Below are 20,463 nucleotides of genomic sequence, written 5' to 3'. Positions count from 1 at the left end.
TGATTTTAATTCTTGATATACTGTTTTTTCGAGTTTGATTTCTTCAAGTTTTCCATATCGACTTCCTCGATTTCTTTTTGGATTTCAATACGGCGTTCTTCGACTGATTGGATTTGTTTGAATATTGATTTTTCATCATTTGTTAAAGTTTCAAATCTGTTTTCTAAATCTTTTTTTAATTTTTCAGCATGATTTAACATATCTTGGTAGTATTTTTGGTCTGTTTCTAAATTTTTGATTTGAACTTTGATTTTACCGATTTCACCAACTATTTCTGAAATTTCACCTCGGAGTTTATCGATGTCCGCTTGTAATCTAATTTTATCATCGGGAGAAGCTAATTTTAACTGTTCTTCTTTTTCTTTAATTTCTTTTTCTTTAGTTTCTTTGTCTTTTTCTAATTGGACTAATTTCCTTTTAAGATAGTAATATTTTTATCATTTTGATCTAAATTTTCTTTTATTTCTTTAATTTTAGCTTCATTTTTTTCTAAAGCTTCTTTGATTTTTTCTTTGGCTTTTTGGGTAAAGTCTTTTTGTTCATAAAGGTCTTTTAGTTCTTTTTCATATTTTTCTAATTCTTTTTCCCAATCTTGTTTTAAACCATGGTAATTATTAATAGTTTCTTCTTATTTATCAATAGCTTGATCAATTTTATCAATTAATTGGCCATAATAACCATTAATTTTACGGATGGTTTTAGAGATCGCTTTTTGAATATGTGGTCGAGCATAAGCGAGAAAATCATAACCTAAATCTTGATAATAATCGAGAGCTTTCGTTAAACCTAACAATCCTTCTTGAAATAAATCTTCTTTAGTTAAAACGCGAGGATAATAGTTAAATTTTTTCACTATTTTATTAACCAATGGATAATGAAGTCCAATTAATTGAGAACGTACCTGCATATTTTTTTTATTTTTTAAAAAAAGTAAAAATAAAACTTTTCTTTCCATATTATGCCTTTGCCAAAATAAATTAGAAAAGATAAGCATAAAAAAATCTCTTTTTATTTCTTTTAAAAAATAAAAAAAGATCAACTAAGAAAGTTGATCTTGAACATGATTAACAGATTTATTAATTGTAATACTTTTGGGGTTCAGTGCGATCTTCCCTGGTTATTAGTTCGATATCACGAAATTTAGGCATCTTTGGTAACCATTTTAAGAAGGTAATATATCATTAAACCAATTTTTAATTTTTTTAGGCATTAAATAATTAATTCCGTTTAAAGTGGCGCATAAAATTGATAAAGATAATAACAAGCTACTTAAATGATTAGTTTTAGTTTTGTAATTCAAATTAATATTGTTGTTATTTTCAAGTAAAATAAAAATTTTGCTTAACATTTTGATATAAAGTGGTTCATCTGTATCTGTAAAAAAAACATTATTTTGGTTAGTTTTAATTTCAATTCTTTTATAAGAATCTTTATTAAAAAAATTGTTACCTGAATCTTGAATATTTATAGATGTGATATTTTTATTTTGTTCTAATTGAGTTGAAAAATCTTTATAAGATAATTTCGTACCTAAATTTATTTGCATTTCTGCTAAAATAATTTGCATAAACCAAATTATTACGAGCACTAACAAAGTAATGTTAATGGCAAAATTTAACATGTTATAACTAATATTTAAAGTTTTAGCAATTTTTTTTTTAATTTGTTTACACAACAAACAAAATTTTAGAAACAGAATATAACCCTTTCTATTTTTGTAATGAAAAATTATTATTTTTTATTTATTTTATAGGAATGATTATCTTGTTAAACGGAAGAATAACTCCGAATTACAATTTAATTATAACATTAATTATTGGTAATAATACTTGTAATAAGATGCTATTTTGTTAATTTATATTGGTTTAATTGTAAATTAATTTAATATTATAACATAATTACTAAAGCTAAAGCATATTTATCAGTATGAGTAATAGATATCATAAATTGATTACTGTATTTATCTATTATATAAGGAGCTCCTGTATTATCATTTAGTATAGACCAATCACAATAATTATTAGTTAAATTACCTTTTTTATAAGTTTTAAAGATGGCTTCTTTTGCAGCCCATCTTCCTGCTAAAAAAAAACTTTTACTTTTTAATGAGGTTATTTTTTTATAAATGTGATGTTCCTGAGTAGATAAAATTCGATGAGATATTGAATTTAATCCGATTTTGACAATTTTATTAATTTCAATTAAATCGATACCAATATTTTTCATTTTTTAATTATTACCTTTTATATTTGATTGTTTGTTTGTTTTAAAATTTTATATAACTCTGATTCTTGAATAATAGTGATATTTAAATGTTTAGCTTTTTCTATTTTTTGTTCACTGTAATTTTTTCCGCAAATTAAATAATTAGTTTTTTGGGATAAATTATGCACTATTAAAGCTCCTAATTTTTCTAAATTTTTAGTTATTTGTGAACGTTTATATTTTGTTAATGTGCCTGTAATAATAATTTTTTTGTTATTAAAGAAATTATTATTAATATTATTTATATTATTTTGTATAGAAAAATTTAATTGATGTTTTTTTAGTTGAATTATTTCGTTAATATTTTTTGCATCATTAAAAAAATTATGTATACTATCTGCGATTTCTGGTCCTATTTCATTTATATTTATTAAATCTTCTATTTTAGATTGTTTTAAATTATCTATATTATAAAATTTATGAGTTAAAATCCGAGCAATTTTGCTACCAACATGTTTTATTCCTAAGCCAAATAGAACTCGATCGAAAGGTTTTTGTTTACTACTTTCTATAGCTTCTAAAATATTATTAATTTTTTTAATGCCAAAAAAAGGCAATTTTAGTAATTTTTGTTTATGTTGTTTAAGATTGTATAAATCCGAAATTTTTTGGATAATTTTTTTTTGAAATAAAATTGTTAATGTTTTGGAACCTAAAATATTGATGTCCATAGCTTCTCGAGATGCGAAATGAATTATTTTTTGTAATTGTTGTTCGTTACATTCCTGGTTAATACAAAAATAATTAATTCCATTATTGTCTTTGTTTAATAATGTATCACAAGATGGACACTTCGTGATCATTATAAAAGGTTTAACAGATGCATCTCTTTTATGAGTGATTACTTTAATAATTCTAGGAATAATAGAACCTGATTTTACAATAATTACGCTATCATTAATACGAATATCTTTATTTTGTATATAATTGTAATTATGTAATGTTACACGTGATATTGTGCTGCCATCAATAATAATAGGTACTAGATCTGCTACAGGATTAATTATTCCAGTTCTTCCGACATAAAATAAAATATTTTTAATTATAGTTTCGCCGGTAATAGAGTTAAATTTATAAGCAAGAGCATATTTAGGAAATTTATTAGTGTAACCGATTTGTGGATATAAATCAAGTTGATTTATTTTTATAACAATACCATCTACATCATAATTTAAAGATGATTTTAAATCAATATAATGATTGATAAAGTGAGTTAAATCAGACCAAGAATTAATTATATTATAATGCGGATTGACAGAAAAACCTAATTTTTTTAATAATTCTAAAACTTCTTGTTGACTATTAACGATCAAGGATGAATATACAATATTATAAAAAAAAGAAGATAAGTTTCTTGAAGCAACAATATTAGCATTTAATAATCTTACAGTTCCAGAAGCCGCATTACGCGGATTAGCAAAAGATTTTTTTTGTTCTCTATTATGTTGTTGATTTAATTTTTGAAAATTTTCATAATTAAAAAAAACCTCCCCTCTTACTTCTAAATTTATTGGTTGTGAAAGTTTTGACGGAATATCTTTAATGTTTTTAATATTATGAGTTACTAATTCCCCTACTAAACCATTACCCCTTGTAGTAGCTTGTGTTAAAACGCCTTGTTCATATTTTAAATTAATAGCTATACCGTCTATTTTTAATTCTGTAATAAAATTACAATGAGGATACTTTTCTTTTATTCTTGTATAAAATTTTTTTACCTTCGCAATATCAAAGGCATTTTCTAATGATAACATAGGTTTACTATGAGTTATTTTAGGTATTTTTTTGTCACTTAAAGAACTACCTATTTTATCAGTAGGGCTATCTTTTGATTTAAATTGTGGGTATTTATTTTCTAAATATATTAATTCTTGTAATAATGCATCATATTGCTGATCAGTTAAAGAAGATTGGTTTAAATTAAAATACTCGTGATTAGCTTGATTTATTTTTTTAGTTAATTGTTGAATTTTTTTTATAATATTTAACATATTTTTTATCTATTATCCGTATTAAAAATTGTAATTTATTATTGATTTATTGATATTTTAAATTTTGGGTTATTTTTTAAATGATATTTTAATTTTAAAAAAATATTATATAATATTAAAAAAAATATGCATATTTTAATATATGCATATGCGAAAATATTATTTTTAATATTATAGATTTCTATATTTATATTTTACTTTTATACTGTAAAACATGATTACATGAAATAATCAATTAAATGAAGATATTTCTAAGTAATCTTTTTTTGTTTAACTTTAACAGTGTTTTATATTTATGAAGTTAATTGTCAATTGTCATTTTTTTATTTAATAAAATTAATTTTTTATCATATAGCCTCAGTATCTTTTGTATAACGTTTATTTTCGACAATTGACACAAATTCTTCTGCTTCTTGTTCTGAATGGAAAACTTTTGTTTTAACTAAAGTTTCTTCAGGAATAATAGTGTTTAATTCTTTTATAGACTTCAATTTATTATCGGTATAATGATAGATTTTAGTCATTTCTCCTTTATTATCGAACAAAATTATTTCTTCTATTTGACCAGGATTATTTGCACTATATTTATTCATTGTAAGTAAAACATTTTTATCATTATATCTCATAACGTGAAACGGTATGAAAGTTTTAGTTTTTTGGTCATATACATTTAATATTTCAGTCTTTGTTTTATCCTCATTATAGATTGTAATGAATTCTGTTTGATTATTTTCATCTAAAGTAATTATTTTAAAGAGTTTATTATCTCGATATTCTTCTATTTTGTTATAATCATTATTTTTATCATCAAAAAAGATTTTACGTATTAATTCTCCGAATTTGTTAAAATATTCAATATGATCTATTTTTTCTTCGTTATTATTTTTAAAAACTATAACACTTTGAACAGTTTCATCAGTTAACTTTTGCAAAGAAGCATCGAAGTTTTTTGTTTTTGGTCGAAAGAATTTTGTTTGTAATTTTATATTATCTTTTAAAGAGTTTATTACAGGTTGTAATGATATTTTATTTTGATTAATTTTATTATAACTTTCTAATTGTTGATTATTAATTTTTAATTTTTCATTTTCTTCTTGTATTTCTTCATTATGAGCTAATACATTCATAATAAAAAACATTTGGCCTAATAAAATTATACAACTAATAAAAAATAATAATACTTTGTATAATGTGGTGTTTTTTTCGTTATTGGAGTTCATTTGTTTGAGTTTATCTCACTTTCTGATTATTTATATAAATATAATAAAATAAACTTAATTTGTGATAACAAACCATACACAATCCTATACTAAACGATAACAAACCATACACAATCCTAATAGATAAAATGTTTTAAATTTTAAACAAACGCAATCTAATTATAACAAAAAATAATATAATAATAAATATTAGTTATTTTAAAATTTAATTTTTTCAAAAGTATACTAAATGCGATTAAAATGTTTTATGGAGGCAATTATTTCAAATTATATTATTAGTTAAAAAAATTCATTTATGTAGTCATTATATGAATAATTATGTTTAAAATTTTTAAAATAATATTTAATTTATTTTTTATTTATGTCTTAATGCATTATAATTTTAATTATTAGTTAAGTTAGTTATTAAAAAAAATTATTAATAATTTTAAAATTTTTATATTAAAATATCTATTTGTATTAATTTTATATTAATAGGTAATTAAAATTAAATTGATTGATATAATTGAAAATCAAATTATTAAAATTTATTTTGGTATAAAAAAATAAAATAATTTTTTTTAATTAAAATCGGAACTTATCTAAAAAGAATAATCATAATTAATAATTATTTATAATACTTAAAATCTCAAATCATAAATGATTTTCGACATTTTAATGATTATTATAATTAAATTTTTAAATTATAATTGCCTCATATATAAAAAAATAAATACAAAATATTTTCTTTTTTTAATAAAAATACAATATTTTTAGCTTAAATTAAGTAGGTATATTGAAAAAAACAATGCATTTTTATCGATGCAATAATTTTTAATTATATATAGGTATAAGATAAGAGATTATATTGTCAATAAAAAAATCAAAACATAATTCAAATAAATTGCACGTTTATAATATATTTTAGTAATTGTGATAGTATATTGAAATATAATTAAGAAGATTTTATTTTTGGATAATTTGTTTTATATGTTGGGAAAGATTATTATAATATGAAAAATATAATTAAAAAAACAGCCAATTTATTAACGATATTTCGTATTTTTTTAGTTTTTTGTATGCTACCCTTTTTATATTTAAAGTTGCTAAAACACGAAATTGAAATTTTTAAAATTTATTTTAATATTATTTTTTTAGTAGCATCTATAACTGATTATTTAGATGGCTTTATTGCGAGAAAATTTCTTCAAACAACTATTTTTGGAAAATTTTTCGATCCTATAGCGGATAAATTATTAGTCATTATCTCTTCTTTTTATTTACTAATTTTATGTCAAAATAATAATTTATTACATCAAGATAATGAAAAAATTGTTAATTATGTTTTAAGTTTTTTAATCGTGACTATTATAAGAGATTTTATTGTTATGGGTATTAGATTATTAGCTTTTGAAAAAAAGCATATTATGACTCCTTCTTTTGGTGGCAAATTAAAAACTTTTTTAAATTTTATTTCCATTAGTATAATGCTTTTATCTGCTCAATTAGAACGTTTTTGTTTTCAATTATTTCCAAGATATAATTTAAAAATGTATTTTTTTATTAATATTATTTTAATTTTGAATATTTTTATAATTATTGTTTCTGGTATGGATTATATTTTAAAAAATTTTAAATTAATTTATACGAATTTTAATTCTAAAAATTAATTTTTATAGAAAATTATATTTTTGATAATATCGTTAAATTTTATTAAAATGATATATGTAGAGGTGATTGATCAAATGAGTAAAGAAATATTTAAAAAACCTCCTTTAACGCAAACTATCTGTGAAATAGAGAAAATTTTCGGCAAAGGTAGTATTATGCAAATGAACTCCGATAAAGTAGAACCTATAGAATCTATTTCTACTGGTTCTTTAGGATTAGATATAGCTTTATCTATTGGAGGTTTACCTAGAGGTAGAATTGTAGAAATTTTTGGACCCGAAAGCGCTGGTAAAACTACTTTAGCTTTGCATGTAATAGCAGAAGCTCAAAAATCTGGAGGTACGGTTGCTTTTATAGATGCTGAGAATTCTTTAGATATTAATTATGCTAAAGCTATAGGAGTAGACTGTAATAAAATGTTAATATCTCAACCTGATTCTGGAGAAGTTGCTTTAAATATTGCTAATTTGTTATTTGAAAAGAATGCTGTTGATCTAGTGGTAGTAGATTCTGTAGCTGCTTTAGCACCTTTAGCTGAATTAAATGGTGATGTCGGTGATTCTTACGTAGGTATACATGCTCGAATGATGAATCAGGCTTTAAGGAAGCAAAGCCATATCGTTTATAAATCTAATGCTATTCTTATTTATATTAATCAGTTAAGAGAAAAGGTAGGAATTACTTTTGGTAATAATGAAGTTACTCCTGGAGGTAAAGGATTAAAATTTTTTACATCTGTTAGATTAGATGTTAGAAAAACATCAGAATTAATTAAAGAGAATGATCAAGTTGTGGGAGTGAAAACTAATGTTCGTATTGTTAAATCTAAAGTTTGTTCTCCTTATAAAACCGTTAGTTTTGATATTTTATATGGCAAAGGTATTTCTAAAGTTAGTGAAATTTTAGATTTAGCAGTAAGTTTAAATTTAATTAAAAAAAATGGTATGTGGTATAGTTATAATAATCAACAAATTGGTCAAGGCAGAGAGAAAACGCGAGAATTTTTACTAAAAAATCCAGATCTTGCTCATGAATTAGAATTAACCATTCGTAAAAATTATAATTTAAGCAGTAATAATAAAAAATAAATGTTTAATTGAAATGCCTATTAGGCGTTTTTAATAATTGATTATTTAATTTTTTATTTTTCTTAATAAAAATTTAATATTTTTTAATTATAACTTTTATTTTAGAAAAGATTTTATTTATTATTCCTAGTATATAAATATTTTAAATTAATAAAAAATAAAAAGGTTTTTTAAATAATTTAATATTCGGCTTTAGAAAAATATTTATATAAAATTTATTGGTTTCAGATGAGAATAAATAATAAAAAAAAGTGTTTTTTGTTTGTTAAATTATTTTAGATTTTAATAAATTTTAAAAAGATAGGGATTAAATTAATATATGGATTTGAAAAAAATAACTTATCAAGGCGCTAATTGGAATAATTTAGATGATGATTTTACGCATCATTTTTATGAACAAAATTTAAGTCAATTTTGGCGCCCAGAAGATATTAGTTTACAAAGTGATTTACACGTTTGGAATACTTTATCTCCTTGGGAACAAAAAACCTATTCACGTAATTTATTAGTTTTAACTTTTTTGGATACTTATCAAGGGGATATTGGTATGCCTGTTTTAGTTAGAGCTTGTTTACCTGAAGAACATCAAAAAAAAGCTACTTTGAGTTTTATGGGAGCTATGGAAAATGCTGTTCATGCTAAAAGTTATTCTAATATTTTTATGACTTTTTTAAATAAAAATGAAATTGATGATTTATTTTGTTGGGGTATGAAACAAAAAAATTTACAGAATATTTTAAATTTAATTATTAATGTTTATGAAATGTTAGATCAAAAAATAGTTGTTAATAAAAATGATTATGTTTATTATAATAGTTATGAATTTCGCGAAATCAAATGGAAAGCTATGGTAGCTTCAGTATTTTTAGAAACTTGGTTATTTTATAGTGGTTTTTATTACCCTCTTTATTTTTATGGACAAGGTAAATTGATGCAAGCCGGAGAAATCATTAATTTGATTATTAGAGATGAAAGTGTTCATGGAGTTTATACCGGAAGATTAGCGAAAAATTTATACTCTACTTTTGATCCAGATCAAAAGAAAAAATTATATAGTTGGTTAGAAAATTTTTTATTTAAGTTATATCAAGAACAAAAAAAATTAGCTTTTGAAATTTATCAGGAAATTAATTTAGTTGAAGATGTAAATAAATTTGTTCGTTATAATGCTAATAAAGCTTTATTAAATTTAGGTTTTGAACAATATTTTCCTTATGAAGAGATTAATCCTGTTATTTTAAATGGATTAAATACAGAAACGAAAACAATGGATTATTTCTCTATGAAAGGTAATGGTTATCAAAAAATGAAAACCGAAAGTTTAAAAGACGAAGATTTTATTTTTTAATTTTTTAAAAAATATATTAATGCTTATATTTTATCCGATTATAAAATAAAAAAAAGAAGGTATAAAAACCTTCTTTTTTTATTTCAATTAATTATTTTAGTTAAATTATTTTTTTCAATATTTTTTAAATTTAATTTGGCAGGGATATCAGGATTCGAACCCGAACTCATGGTTTTGGAGACCATTATGCTACCATTAACATCATATCCCTAAATAAAAATAATTGGTACGGGTGACAGGACTCGAACCTGCAAGCTAAAGCGCTAGAATATGGATAGAAAACCATAATTATTATGCATATGGTTAGCCCCCATCCAAACCGGACAGGCATGTTTCCATGCATCCGGCTTTCCGAATTCAACATAATAAATTTTTTATTCGTTTAGATTAAAAAAATATTTTTTTATTTAATTTATATTGCGCATTTATAAATTGTTTTATAGAAAACAAAAAATTATCTTTTTAAAAAGTGATAAAAAAATATTTTTATTATTTTTAATCTTTCTGCTTTCCTTCGCCTTGTGAATAGTTTTCCTATTCTCCCTGAGAGGGCATAAAACCTCCGACTACTATGTCAGCTCTGCAACCTTAACTATTTTATAAAAAATAATTTTAGGTTTTCCTAGGTAGCTATAAATTATAGGCTAATGATAAATAGCGGTTGGAGACTTATAATAGACAAAATTAATGATATAATTGAATTTTGTCTTGGTGTAGATAATTTAAAATAAATTTTTTTATTATTAATTGGTAATTATAATTACTTTAGGATCTGGGAGCAATTATATAATTATCTATTTAGGTTTTTGGAATATATCGTTTAACCATCCCTAAAGCTTTAGAACTGCGCCACCATTCTTTGCTCTTCACTTAATTTTATATTTGTTCAACCTTATTTTATCTTATTCTTACATTTAATTTAATTTTTTTAAAATAATTAAAAAAAACGATTTTATTTTTCATTAAATGCTTTATGAATATGCTATTGTCCCTTTTATTCTTTCGAATTCAGGTAAATTCATTGAATTACTTTTATTACCTTAAAAGTGAGGTGCCCGTAAAAAATCCTCTTTAATTTACGCCCGAACTAGCGCCCTCCTAAGTCTAGTGCGTCTACCAATTCCGCCACACCCGCAATATGACTATTTTTTATTTTAAAAATTTTTAATTATTTCATTTATATTAAATACAAAAATTTAGAAAAATTATGGCAGGCCCAGCTGGATTTGAACCAACGAATGACGGAGTCAAAGTCCGTTGCCTTACCGCTTGGCTATGGGCCTTTTATTTATAAAAAAATAAATTAATTAAAATTTGGGGCGGATGATGGGGATCGAACCCACGAATGTCGGCGCCACAAGCCGATGCGTTAACCATTTCGCCACAACCGCCACAAAAATTATTAAACATTTTAATTTCAAAATTATAAAAATTTAATAACATTACATATTATACACGATTATAGATAAAAAAATATATAGAATATTATTTAAATTAAAAAAAATTATTTAAGTATTTAAAAAAATTGTTTTAAAATCAAATTATTGTTTTATTTGTTTAAATTGTTTTTGTTTTTCTATTAATAATGATTTGACAAATATTAAATCTTTGGGATCTATATATAAAGCTTTATTTTTTGAATCATAATAAGAATGAGAAACATTGTAAAAATTATTACGATTTTCTATAGGCATATTATTTAACATAAATAATTGTATTTCGGCGAAATTTTCCATTCTATCAAAAATTTTTTTTAAACTTTCAGGTATTTGTTTTTTTAAGGCTTCATCAATAAATGTTAAGTCTATATTCTCTAATAAATTTTGAGATAATTTATTATTTGTTTTTAAAGTGTTATTTTTGGATTCTTGCTTAATTGACGAATCTTGATGATAAAATTTTGGTTTGGTTGTAATTTTTAATAATTCTTTTTCTAAATTATTTATTTGTTGTTTAAGCATCTCTTGTTCGAAGTAATTTTTTTGTTGTTGTAATTCTATTTTAGTTTCCATTTTATATTGATTTAATTCAAGACGAAAAGACTGTTCTTTATGTTTGTTTTCATTTTCTTTTCGATTAATTTCTAACATTTTCAATTCTATTAATGTTAAATTTTTATCTTGATATAATTCATTAGGAATTTGGTTTTGTATAGAGAAATTTGGTACTTCTGTTTTTGTATTTAATTCAGAGGTTTGATTATCTTTAGTTTTTTCTTCTTGGATGTTGAAAATAAAATGAAAATTTAGCAAAAAAATACGATATATAAATGTTAAAATTTTTCGCAATACTATCTTGATAATTTCTGAAAACATGAAAATACTTAAAAAATATATCCACCAATAGTTTTCAAAAGGGAATCGATTTAACCATTCTTTAATATTCATTATCATATTTATCATCAAATTATTGACACAACCTTCTGTATAATCATTGCCTTTTGACAATGTTATCTCAAATTTAATTTTTATTCATTTCATTGCGAAAATAACAAAGCAAATTTATCGAAAACTTATCATTTGATATAATATTATATTAAAGTTAATTTAAAAAATATTTTCAACTTAAATAACTTTCAGCACTATATAAGATAGTATTTAATTTTTTGATAATCATTGAATAGAAATTTGGTTTTGTTAACTTTTTATTACATTTATTTTCTTTTATTTGATAATTGATTTGTTTATATTGTTTTTATCGATTTCTACTATTACTATTAATAAATAATTCGTTGGAATGATTCAATTTCTTTTGTGTTATTTTTTTTTCTATTTTTATTATTCTATCATTAATATTTTTTATATCTTGATTGAAAATACTTAAAGTAGTAAAGTATTCTTGTAAAACGTTATTAATGGTTGGTTTATTTTTATTTTCTTGACATTTATTTACCCATTTCGCAAAATTTTTTTTTATTGTTGCAATTCTTTGTTTAACTAAAACTGCTTCTTGGTTTAATGAAATTAGAAGAATTGATATTTCATTCGTATTATTTTCATCATTTTGATTATTATTTAGAAGAATTATGATTTTATTCATATGATTTTCGGCATCTTGTATATCTTTTTTTATACTGTTTTCTGTAATTAGCTGTTTTTCAACATTCGGTTTTATTTCTTTAGTTTTCGATAAAAAAGGCCAATCAATATCAAAAAAAGCTTTAATATTATTTAATTTAGAATTGTATAAATTACCTTGTTTATTTATAAATACACCATAAAAATTAATAACAAAAAGATTTAGTAATAATAATATAAACAATTTTTTTAGTTGAATTTTTTTAAGCATTTTCGCTCCCTCAATGTTATTATATATAAAAAATGCAAAACATATGTTCTATTTTATTTTAAGATAAAAAACATAAATTTTATATAATATTTTAACATTTTTCCAATAATGTTTCAATATTTTAGGATATTTTGATAAAAAACTGAATATTGTACTTTAATGAAAAATAGAAATACAAAATTAGAGATTATTAATTTATATTTTTTAATCTTATAAAAATATTATTTTTAATTAAAAAAATGAAAATTTTTTTCGAAAATCTAAATCTAAATAAGTTTAAATTTAAAATATTATTTATATTAAATTCCATTTAAGGTTTAAATTTATTTTAAAAATTTTAGATTATTTTTAAAAATAAAAATTTTATTATAATTTGCTAAAAAGAAGTTATATCTGCTTTAATCTCAGTTTGATTTTTTATGTGTTATAATTATTAACACATTTTTTATTTTTAGTTTACCATTTTCTAATTAATCTGATTTTAAAAAAATTATTTAATTAAAGTTTTATTAATCTGTATATTTATATTAATTTTTCTAATTAAGTTAAACAATAACCTGAGAATTATTTTTATGAAATTGAAAAAAAATTAAAATTTTGAAATTATATTGTTATGATTTTTACTAAATTAATTATTAAATTGAATAATAAAAAAATAAAAGGAGAAAATAATAAATTTCATAAAATGAGCAAAAATGATAAAAAAAATAAAGAAAATTTAGGTGAATATAGTGCCTCTAGTATTGAAATTTTAGAAGGTTTAGAAGCTGTTCGTAAAAAACCAGGAATGTATATTGATTCTGTTACTATGAAAGGAGCATATCATTTAATTTGGGAGATTATAGATAATTCTATAGATGAAGCTTTAGCAGGTTATGCTACAGAAATCATTTTAAAAATTTTTCCAGATAATGTAGTTAGTGTTTCTGATAATGGTAGAGGCATTCCCGTTGATATTCATCCTAAAACTAAAAAATCAGCTGTAGAAACTATTTTAACTACTTTACATGCAGGAGGTAAATTTAAAAATGCTCCTAATTCCAAAAATTATAGTTATTCAGGTGGTCAGCATGGTGTAGGCGCTTCTGTAGTAAACGCTTTATCCACTTGGTTTACAGTGGAAATTTGTTTAAATGGTAAAATATATTATCAGAAATATGAAAAAGGCGTTCCTACTACATCTTTACAAATTATAGGTAATACTAATAAAAGAGGTACTAATATTAAATTTTTACCTGATGAAACTATTTTTCAAGATATAAAAAACACTCCTTATAGTTTAGATGTTTTAAAAAAACGAGTACAACAATTAGCTTTTTTAAATAAAAATGTTAAATTAATTATAGAAGATTTACGCCTTGAACCACCTCAAATTATTAATTTTTATTCTAAAGGCGGTATTCAAGAATATCTTCAGTATCTAAATGAAAATAAAAAAGTTTTAAATCAACCTTTTTATCAAGAGAGTTCTGAAAATAATATTTTTTTAGAAATAGCTTTCCAATATAATGAAAATTATATTTCTAATATTTATTCTTTTGTAAATAACATACCTACACATGAAGGTGGAACTCATGAAGAAGGTTTTAAAATGGCTTTAAATAGAGTTTTATCTAAATATGCCAAAGATAAAAATTTATTAAAGAAAGATCTTAGTTTTATCGGTGAAGATACTTTAGAAGGTATTACAGCTATTATTGCTTTAAAACATTATGATCCTTTATTCGAAGGCCAAACTAAAGCTAGATTAGGTAATTATGATATGAGACAATTTGTTTCTAAACATTTTGGTATTGCTTTGGAAAGTTATTTATTAGAGAATCCACAAGAAGCTAAAAAAATTATTGATAAATGTTTATTAGCAGCTAAAGCTAGAGTAGCAGCGAAAAAAGCTCGTGAAATTACACGAAAAAAATCACCCTTAGACACTTTAAGTTTTGCTTCAAAATTAGCTGATTGTCGGACTAAAGATCCGTCTTTAGCAGAATTATATATTGTTGAAGGAGATTCTGCGGGGGGTTCTGCTAAACAAGGGAGAGATTCTTCTTTTCAAGCTATTTTGCCATTGAGAGGTAAAATTATTAACGTTGAAAAAGCTCGATTAAATAAAATTTTAGTTAACAATGAAATTATTTCTTTAATTCAATCTTTTGGTACAGGTTTCGATAAGGAGTTTAATATTTCGAAAGCGCGTTATCATAAAATTATTATTATGACGGATGCTGATGTTGATGGAGCTCATATAAGAACTTTATTATTAACTTTCTTTTTTAGGCAATTTAGACCTTTAATTGAAAATAACTATATTTATTTTGCTCAACCTCCTTTATATAAAGTGCAAAACAATAAAAAAATTTCTTATTTCTATACAGAACAAGATTTAAAAAATTTTATGAGTCGTAAAAATAATTCTCAAAAAATTGTTGTTCAAAGGTACAAAGGGTTAGGAGAAATGAATGCCGAACAACTTTGGGAAACTACTATGGATCCTGCCACTAGAACATTATTGCAAGTGAAATTAGAAGATGCAGTAGAAGCTGATAGAATTTTTACTATGTTAATGGGCGAAGAAGTTAGTAATAGAAAAATTTTTATTCAAGAGAATGCTACTTATGCTGACATAGATATTTAAGATTTTAAATTATAAAATATTATTTTACTTTTAAAGTAAATCTTAATTAATTTAACTCAATTTTTAATAAAAAAGGCGTGAAATATGATATTAAAAAAAACAAAAAAAAATGATAGTTTAAACGAAGAACACTCCTCTTTAGATTCTAAAATTAATTTTAATCGCGTTCAAGTCGTAGATATCAATGAAGAAGTTAAAAAATCTTTTTTAAGTTACGCTATGAGTGTGATCGTAAGAAGAGCTCTTCCTGATATTAGAGATGGTATGAAGCCTGTACAAAGAAGAATTCTTTATATAATGAATGATTTAGGATTATCTAATCAAGAACGTTTTAAGAAGGCTGCAGCTGTAGTTGGTGCTGTTATGGGTCGTTGCCATCCTCACGGAGATAATAGTATTTATGAAGCTATGGTTCGTATGGCACAAGATTTTAATTATCGTTATCCTCTTATTACTGGGCATGGTAATTTCGGTTCCATTGATGGAGATTCAGCAGCAGCTATGCGTTATACAGAAGCTAGAATGTCTAAAATAGCTATAGAATTAATTCGTAATATCGAACAAGAAACTGTTGATTTTATTGATACTTATGATGGTAACGAGAAAGAACCTACAGTTTTACCTGCTTTATTTCCTAATCTTCTAGTGAACGGTTCTACTGGTATCGCTGTAGGTATGGCCACCAATATTCCTCCGCATAATTTTAAAGAAGTTATTAATGCTCTAATTGCTTTTATAAATAATAAAAATATAGAAACTCAAGATTTAATGAAATACTTAAAGGGACCTGATTTTCCTACAGGAGGAGAAATTTTAGGAGCTGATAATTTAAAAAATATTTATAATACTGGAAAAGGACGTATTTTTATCAGATCTAAAACGCAAATAATTCAAAATGATAAAAATAAAAATTCTATTGTAATTACTGAAATACCTTTTCAAATTAAAAAAAGTAGTTTAATTGAATCTATTGCTTTTTTAGCTAAAGAAAAAATTATAGATGGAATTACAGATTTAAGAGATGAATCTAATCGCCAAGGTATTAAACTTGTTATTGATTTAAAAAGAGATGTTAATCCTCATGTAGTACTCAATAATTTATATAAAAATTCTCAGGTACAAGTCTCTTTTAATTTTAATATGATTGCATTAGTAAAAGGGGTTCCTAAATTAGTTAATTTAAAGCAAATGTTAAAAGAATTTTTTGATTTTCGAATTAATGTTATTCAACGTCAAAAACAATTCGAATTATCTAAAGCTCTTAAAAAACAACATTTAGTAAAAGCTTTGATTATCGCTTTGAATGATATTGATCGAGTAGTTAGATTGATTAAATCTTCATCCAATTCTAAAATGGCACAAATACAATTAATGGAAAAATATCAATTAGATGAACTTCAAAGTAAAGTTATTTTAGAAATGAGTTTACAAAAAATTACTAATTTAGAAATAGAAAAAATTAAACAAGAAGATACAGAATTATCGTTAAAAATTTCAGAATGCCAAAATATTATTAATTCTATATTGTTAAAAGAACAAATTTTAAAACAAGATTTATTAAATTTACAAAAAAATTTCCAAGATGGACGCAGAACCGTTATTAATATGGAAAATCAAGATTTAGATATAGATAAATCTTCATTAATTGAAAAAGAAAAAATTTTAATTACTATTACTCATAAAGGGTATATTAAACGTTTAAATTTAGATACTTATAAAAAACAAAACAAAGGCGGTAAAGGTGTTATAGGTATTACTATGAATCGAGATGATTTTGTAGAACATTTTGCTATAACCTCTACTCATGATTATCAATTGTTTTTCACTAATAAAGGCAAAGTGTACCAAATTAAAGGTTATGAAATAGCTTCTTATTCGCGCCACGCTAAAGGTATTCCGTTAGTAAATTTAATACCTATGGCTAAAGGTGAATTTTTAACTACTTTGACAAGTGTAACAGAATTTAATAAAAATAAAGATTATTTAGTATTAGTGACAAAAAAAGGATTTATCAAAAGAAATCGTATTCAAGAGTATGCTAATATTCGTTCTAATGGCAAAATAGCTTTTGCTTTAAAAAAAGATGATGAAGTATTAGCAGTATTAAAAACTTCTGGTCAACAAGATATTATTTTAGCGAGTTCTGGTGGTAAATCCATTCGTTTAAAAGAAAATTCAATCCGAACAACTAATCGTAAAAGTTCTGGAGTTATTGGTATGCGCATGGATAAAGATGAACAAATTGTAGGAGCAGCTGTTGTTTGTCATCCGGAACAAGATATTTTGGTAGTAACAGAATTTGGTTACGGAAAAAAAACTCAAGCAAGTTTTTATAAACCGCAACAACGAGGAGGTAAGGGTGTTAAAACTTTAAAAATCACTGATAAAAAAGGTCATTTAGTCGCTTTAAAAACCATTTTTCCAAATGAAGAATTAATTTTAATTTCTCAGTGCGGGCAAGTTATTCGTATTGAAGCTAATAAAGTTTCTACTACTAAATCTAAAAACACTGAAGGAAATAGATTATTTAAATTAAAAGATGATGATAAATTACTTAATTTAGTAGTTGTCCAAAAACAAGAAGATGATGATTCAATAGATGAAAAATCTATAATTATTAATTAGATTAAAATTTATTGACTATTGTTTTTTTGATTAAATAATTTTAATATATTTATTAAAATTGATTACTATAAAATGGTTAAAATTATTATATATATTATAAAATTATATAAAATTTCATTTAAATTAACTAACTACTTTACTGATTTATTAATTTGATAATTATTAGTTAATAAAAAATAAATTTATATAACATGAACTCTGATCAATTAATTATGATTTATTAAAAAACTTATTTCATTTAGAAATAACAAAGATATCGGAAATATGATCTTTATGGAAATATATATTGTTCTAGTTATGTAATAATTAATTACGAATATACCATTTAAGCGAAAATACTCTTTCTAAATTGATTTGATAGTAATAATTTTATCTCCCGATTACAAAATGGAATTAAAAATGACATTTATTTATAATAAAATATCTTTAAAATCGGCACAAACTAAATTAGCTGGTATTTTTTTAGCCAAAAAAATTTTATCTACAAATCGATACAAAAATAAAAAGAATATTGTGTTTATTCATGGTTCGATGGGTTTAGGTAAAACTATTTTTGTAAAGGGTTTTGCTCAGGAATTAGGAATTTTAACAATTAACAGTCCTAGTTTTAATTTATTTAAAAGTTATAATTTTAATAATAAAACATTGTTTCATATGGATCTTTTTCGTTTAGAAAATAATAGTAAATTAATTTTTTTATTTGAAGAGGTATTGGAATATTTAGAACTAGGTGATATTATTTTAATAGAATCAACTTATATAAATGATGAAATTGATAAATTATGGGATTTTAAAGTTGAAATTAAATTTTTAAAAGATAATAGTAGAGGTATTTTAATAAAACAAAAAAATGTTAAATATTAATAAAAAAGGTTTTGATAAAACAAAGATATACAATAATTCGTTATTTTTTAATAAAAATATTTTAATTATAGATACTTCAACAGATATGCAAATAGTGATTTTAACATATGAGCAAAATATTATTGATATATGCTTTAATGTTAAATCTAAAAGTTTTGTATCTTGTATGATGCCTTTGATTAATAAAATTTTAAAAGCAAATTCTGTAGATTTATTTAAAATAAAAAAAATTATAGTAGGTTGTGGTCCTGGTTCTTATACTGGTACTAAAATAGGCGTTTTAACAGCCAAATTATTATCTTTAGAATTAAATATTCCTTTGTTTAAAATTAGCAGTTTATTATTACTTTCTAGCGGTTTTGAAAAAATTCCTTTAACTCCTAAAATAAAAATTAATAAGGATTATTTTTACGCAATTAGCTATCAACACAACAAAATTATTTTAGCAGAATCAAGATATTCTACGGATTTGCTAGTTAATTATCCTAATCATATTTTATTAAATTCTTTAAATTATAAAATTGCTTTGAATAAATTATTTAATTATTTAAATATCGTTGATAATCCTCACGAATTATTGCCTAATTATTATTGTTCTAATTGGGAGGATTAAAGTAAGTTCATAATTCGCTATTTATATATGATATTTTATATATATAAATTAATTGTATCTAACACATATAATAGAATTATGTAATAACTTTGATCTCTTTAAAAGCAACCACAAAAGGTTTAAACTAATAGCTGTTAGGTTCAAAAGAAAAGTGAAATTTATATTAGTTGTTAGTTTAATTCTAGAATGGGAATATTTTAAAAAAAACCTGATCATGACAAAGGGTAATAACCTTTACATGGCCACAAGAGTTTCAATATCTTATTAATAATGTTTTAATTAAAATTTTAATAGAATATAAAATATTTATATTAATTTATCGGATGCTAAAGAGGCCTAAATTTCGTGCTATTTAACCAATAGCCAGGGCCGATAAACCCTGAAAAGATATGGTCGGTCAGGTTAAAGAAAGAATGCCGGATTACAGCAGACCATAAAAGCGGGTTGCGATGAAAGCAAATTAGTCAAGATGACTCCGCCACCGAATAATTCGATGGAGAAGCCTGCAATGACCTAAGAAGGAAAATGGATGTAATTAATAAACCTATCTGTAATTTGTTTTATCCAGACAGTCCAGAAGCTACTGATATACAGATAAAATATCGAGTAGTTTGTCAAACAAAAAACCTGGAATCAGCCTTCCAACAAGAAGGTTACTTCCCCTAAAGAATTATGGTAGAATTTTAGTGTAACTTGGATAATCCTAAAGCTGAGTAATTAAATTTACTAATCTGGAAATAAAGATCCGGATGGCCAAGGATAAAGCATCTTTTTAGTAGTCATAAGGGTAAACCTAGTTTTGGAATAAGCTAGATAATCGACTTACCAAGAAGAGAGTTAATCACTCTCATAGGGCGAAAGAAGAAAGTAATTTACTAG

Annotated in this window: 15 protein-coding genes and 3 tRNA genes; 7 read left to right on the top strand and 11 right to left on the bottom strand. The window is 23.2% G+C overall.

Annotation, left to right across the window (positions count from 1 at the left end; translation table 11 throughout):
- Window positions 1–5: 5 nt before the first annotated feature.
- The 6 genes from KHD59_RS00715 to KHD59_RS00690 all read right to left on the bottom strand — a co-directional run bounded on the left by KHD59_RS00715 (window position 6) and on the right by KHD59_RS00690 (window position 5,476).
- Window positions 6–200, bottom strand: a complete 195-nt coding sequence (locus KHD59_RS00715) for a hypothetical protein (RefSeq protein ID WP_238120205.1) — start codon at window positions 198–200, stop codon at window positions 6–8.
- A 428-nt stretch (window positions 201–628) separates the two neighbouring features.
- Window positions 629–955, bottom strand: a complete 327-nt coding sequence (locus tag KHD59_RS00710; RefSeq protein ID WP_213680364.1) for a sigma-70 family RNA polymerase sigma factor — start codon at window positions 953–955, stop codon at window positions 629–631.
- A gap of 207 nt (window positions 956–1,162) precedes the next feature.
- On the bottom strand, window positions 1,163–1,678 hold the full coding sequence (locus KHD59_RS00705; RefSeq protein WP_152908763.1) for a hypothetical protein: 516 nt from the start codon (window positions 1,676–1,678) through the stop codon (window positions 1,163–1,165).
- 209 nt (window positions 1,679–1,887) lie between these two features.
- Window positions 1,888–2,226, bottom strand: a complete 339-nt coding sequence (locus KHD59_RS00700; RefSeq protein WP_004994785.1) for a holo-ACP synthase — start codon at window positions 2,224–2,226, stop codon at window positions 1,888–1,890.
- A 17-nt stretch (window positions 2,227–2,243) separates the two neighbouring features.
- Window positions 2,244–4,256, bottom strand: coding sequence for an NAD-dependent DNA ligase LigA (gene ligA / locus KHD59_RS00695; RefSeq protein WP_213680363.1), 2,013 nt, complete (start codon window positions 4,254–4,256; stop codon window positions 2,244–2,246).
- A 347-nt stretch (window positions 4,257–4,603) separates the two neighbouring features.
- Complete coding sequence (locus tag KHD59_RS00690; protein ID WP_213680362.1) at window positions 4,604–5,476, bottom strand: hypothetical protein; 873 nt, start codon at window positions 5,474–5,476, stop codon at window positions 4,604–4,606.
- Between the two features lie 992 nt (window positions 5,477–6,468).
- On the opposite strand from KHD59_RS00690, the gene pgsA reads away from it, so the two are divergent.
- From pgsA to nrdF, 3 genes are all read left to right on the top strand, one after another.
- The gene (gene pgsA, locus KHD59_RS00685) at window positions 6,469–7,125 is read left to right on the top strand and encodes a CDP-diacylglycerol--glycerol-3-phosphate 3-phosphatidyltransferase (RefSeq protein ID WP_213680361.1); all 657 of its coding nucleotides are present in this window, start codon (window positions 6,469–6,471) and stop codon (window positions 7,123–7,125) included.
- A gap of 75 nt (window positions 7,126–7,200) precedes the next feature.
- A complete protein-coding gene (gene recA, locus KHD59_RS00680; protein ID WP_213680360.1) occupies window positions 7,201–8,214 on the top strand; it encodes a recombinase RecA in 1,014 nt (337 codons plus the stop codon).
- Between the two features lie 319 nt (window positions 8,215–8,533).
- Window positions 8,534–9,562, top strand: coding sequence for a class 1b ribonucleoside-diphosphate reductase subunit beta (nrdF, locus tag KHD59_RS00675; RefSeq protein WP_213680359.1), 1,029 nt, complete (start codon window positions 8,534–8,536; stop codon window positions 9,560–9,562).
- Window positions 9,563–9,698: 136 nt separating this feature from the next.
- Here nrdF and KHD59_RS00670 read toward each other — a convergent pair.
- The 5 genes from KHD59_RS00670 to KHD59_RS00650 form a co-directional block, all read right to left on the bottom strand.
- A tRNA-Trp gene (locus KHD59_RS00670) sits at window positions 9,699–9,773 on the bottom strand.
- 997 nt (window positions 9,774–10,770) lie between these two features.
- Window positions 10,771–10,845 (bottom strand) — tRNA-Gln (locus tag KHD59_RS00665).
- A gap of 32 nt (window positions 10,846–10,877) precedes the next feature.
- A tRNA-His gene (locus KHD59_RS00660) sits at window positions 10,878–10,953 on the bottom strand.
- 150 nt (window positions 10,954–11,103) lie between these two features.
- Window positions 11,104–12,009 (bottom strand): hypothetical protein, encoded by a 906-nt coding sequence (locus tag KHD59_RS00655; RefSeq protein ID WP_238120203.1) that lies wholly within the window; start codon window positions 12,007–12,009, stop codon window positions 11,104–11,106.
- A gap of 247 nt (window positions 12,010–12,256) precedes the next feature.
- On the bottom strand, window positions 12,257–12,850 hold the full coding sequence (locus KHD59_RS00650) for a hypothetical protein (RefSeq protein WP_193622225.1): 594 nt from the start codon (window positions 12,848–12,850) through the stop codon (window positions 12,257–12,259).
- A gap of 685 nt (window positions 12,851–13,535) precedes the next feature.
- On the opposite strand from KHD59_RS00650, the gene gyrB reads away from it, so the two are divergent.
- The 4 genes from gyrB to tsaB all read left to right on the top strand — a co-directional run bounded on the left by gyrB (window position 13,536) and on the right by tsaB (window position 19,584).
- Entirely contained in the window at window positions 13,536–15,482 is a 1,947-nt protein-coding gene (gene gyrB, locus KHD59_RS00645; RefSeq protein ID WP_213680370.1) for a DNA topoisomerase (ATP-hydrolyzing) subunit B, read from the top strand.
- A gap of 84 nt (window positions 15,483–15,566) precedes the next feature.
- Window positions 15,567–18,107 carry a DNA gyrase subunit A gene (gene gyrA / locus KHD59_RS00640; protein ID WP_213680358.1) on the top strand — a complete coding sequence of 847 codons (2,541 nt, stop codon included), beginning with the start codon at window positions 15,567–15,569 and terminating at the stop codon, window positions 18,105–18,107.
- A 399-nt stretch (window positions 18,108–18,506) separates the two neighbouring features.
- Complete coding sequence (gene tsaE / locus KHD59_RS00635; protein ID WP_004994760.1) at window positions 18,507–18,971, top strand: tRNA (adenosine(37)-N6)-threonylcarbamoyltransferase complex ATPase subunit type 1 TsaE; 465 nt, start codon at window positions 18,507–18,509, stop codon at window positions 18,969–18,971.
- Entirely contained in the window at window positions 18,958–19,584 is a 627-nt protein-coding gene (gene tsaB, locus KHD59_RS00630) for a tRNA (adenosine(37)-N6)-threonylcarbamoyltransferase complex dimerization subunit type 1 TsaB (RefSeq protein ID WP_213680357.1), read from the top strand. Before tsaE ends, tsaB begins: the two co-directional genes overlap by 14 nt.
- The last annotated feature ends 879 nt before the right edge of the window (window positions 19,585–20,463 follow it).

The sequence above is a fragment of the Sesame phyllody phytoplasma genome (genome assembly GCF_018390775.2).
Classification (GTDB): Bacteria; Bacillota_I; Bacilli_A; order Acholeplasmatales; family Acholeplasmataceae; genus Phytoplasma; species Phytoplasma australasiaticum.
Note: the sequence above shows the minus strand (reverse complement) of the source record. Positions and strands in the feature narration are given on the sequence as shown.

Coding starts and splice junctions, on each gene's coding strand:
- tsaE (WP_004994760.1), top strand. CDS start 18,507: ATGACATTTATTTATAATAAAATATCTTTAAAATCGGCACAAACTAAA.
- gyrB (WP_213680370.1), top strand. CDS start 13,536: ATGAGCAAAAATGATAAAAAAAATAAAGAAAATTTAGGTGAATATAGT.
- recA (WP_213680360.1), top strand. CDS start 7,201: ATGAGTAAAGAAATATTTAAAAAACCTCCTTTAACGCAAACTATCTGT.
- pgsA (WP_213680361.1), top strand. CDS start 6,469: ATGAAAAATATAATTAAAAAAACAGCCAATTTATTAACGATATTTCGT.
- nrdF (WP_213680359.1), top strand. CDS start 8,534: ATGGATTTGAAAAAAATAACTTATCAAGGCGCTAATTGGAATAATTTA.
- KHD59_RS00690 (WP_213680362.1), bottom strand. CDS start 5,476: ATGAACTCCAATAACGAAAAAAACACCACATTATACAAAGTATTATTA.
- KHD59_RS00715 (WP_238120205.1), bottom strand. CDS start 200: ATGTTAAATCATGCTGAAAAATTAAAAAAAGATTTAGAAAACAGATTT.
- KHD59_RS00710 (WP_213680364.1), bottom strand. CDS start 955: ATGGAAAGAAAAGTTTTATTTTTACTTTTTTTAAAAAATAAAAAAAAT.
- ligA (WP_213680363.1), bottom strand. CDS start 4,256: ATGTTAAATATTATAAAAAAAATTCAACAATTAACTAAAAAAATAAAT.
- KHD59_RS00700 (WP_004994785.1), bottom strand. CDS start 2,226: ATGAAAAATATTGGTATCGATTTAATTGAAATTAATAAAATTGTCAAA.
- gyrA (WP_213680358.1), top strand. CDS start 15,567: ATGATATTAAAAAAAACAAAAAAAAATGATAGTTTAAACGAAGAACAC.
- KHD59_RS00650 (WP_193622225.1), bottom strand. CDS start 12,850: ATGCTTAAAAAAATTCAACTAAAAAAATTGTTTATATTATTATTACTA.
- tsaB (WP_213680357.1), top strand. CDS start 18,958: ATGTTAAATATTAATAAAAAAGGTTTTGATAAAACAAAGATATACAAT.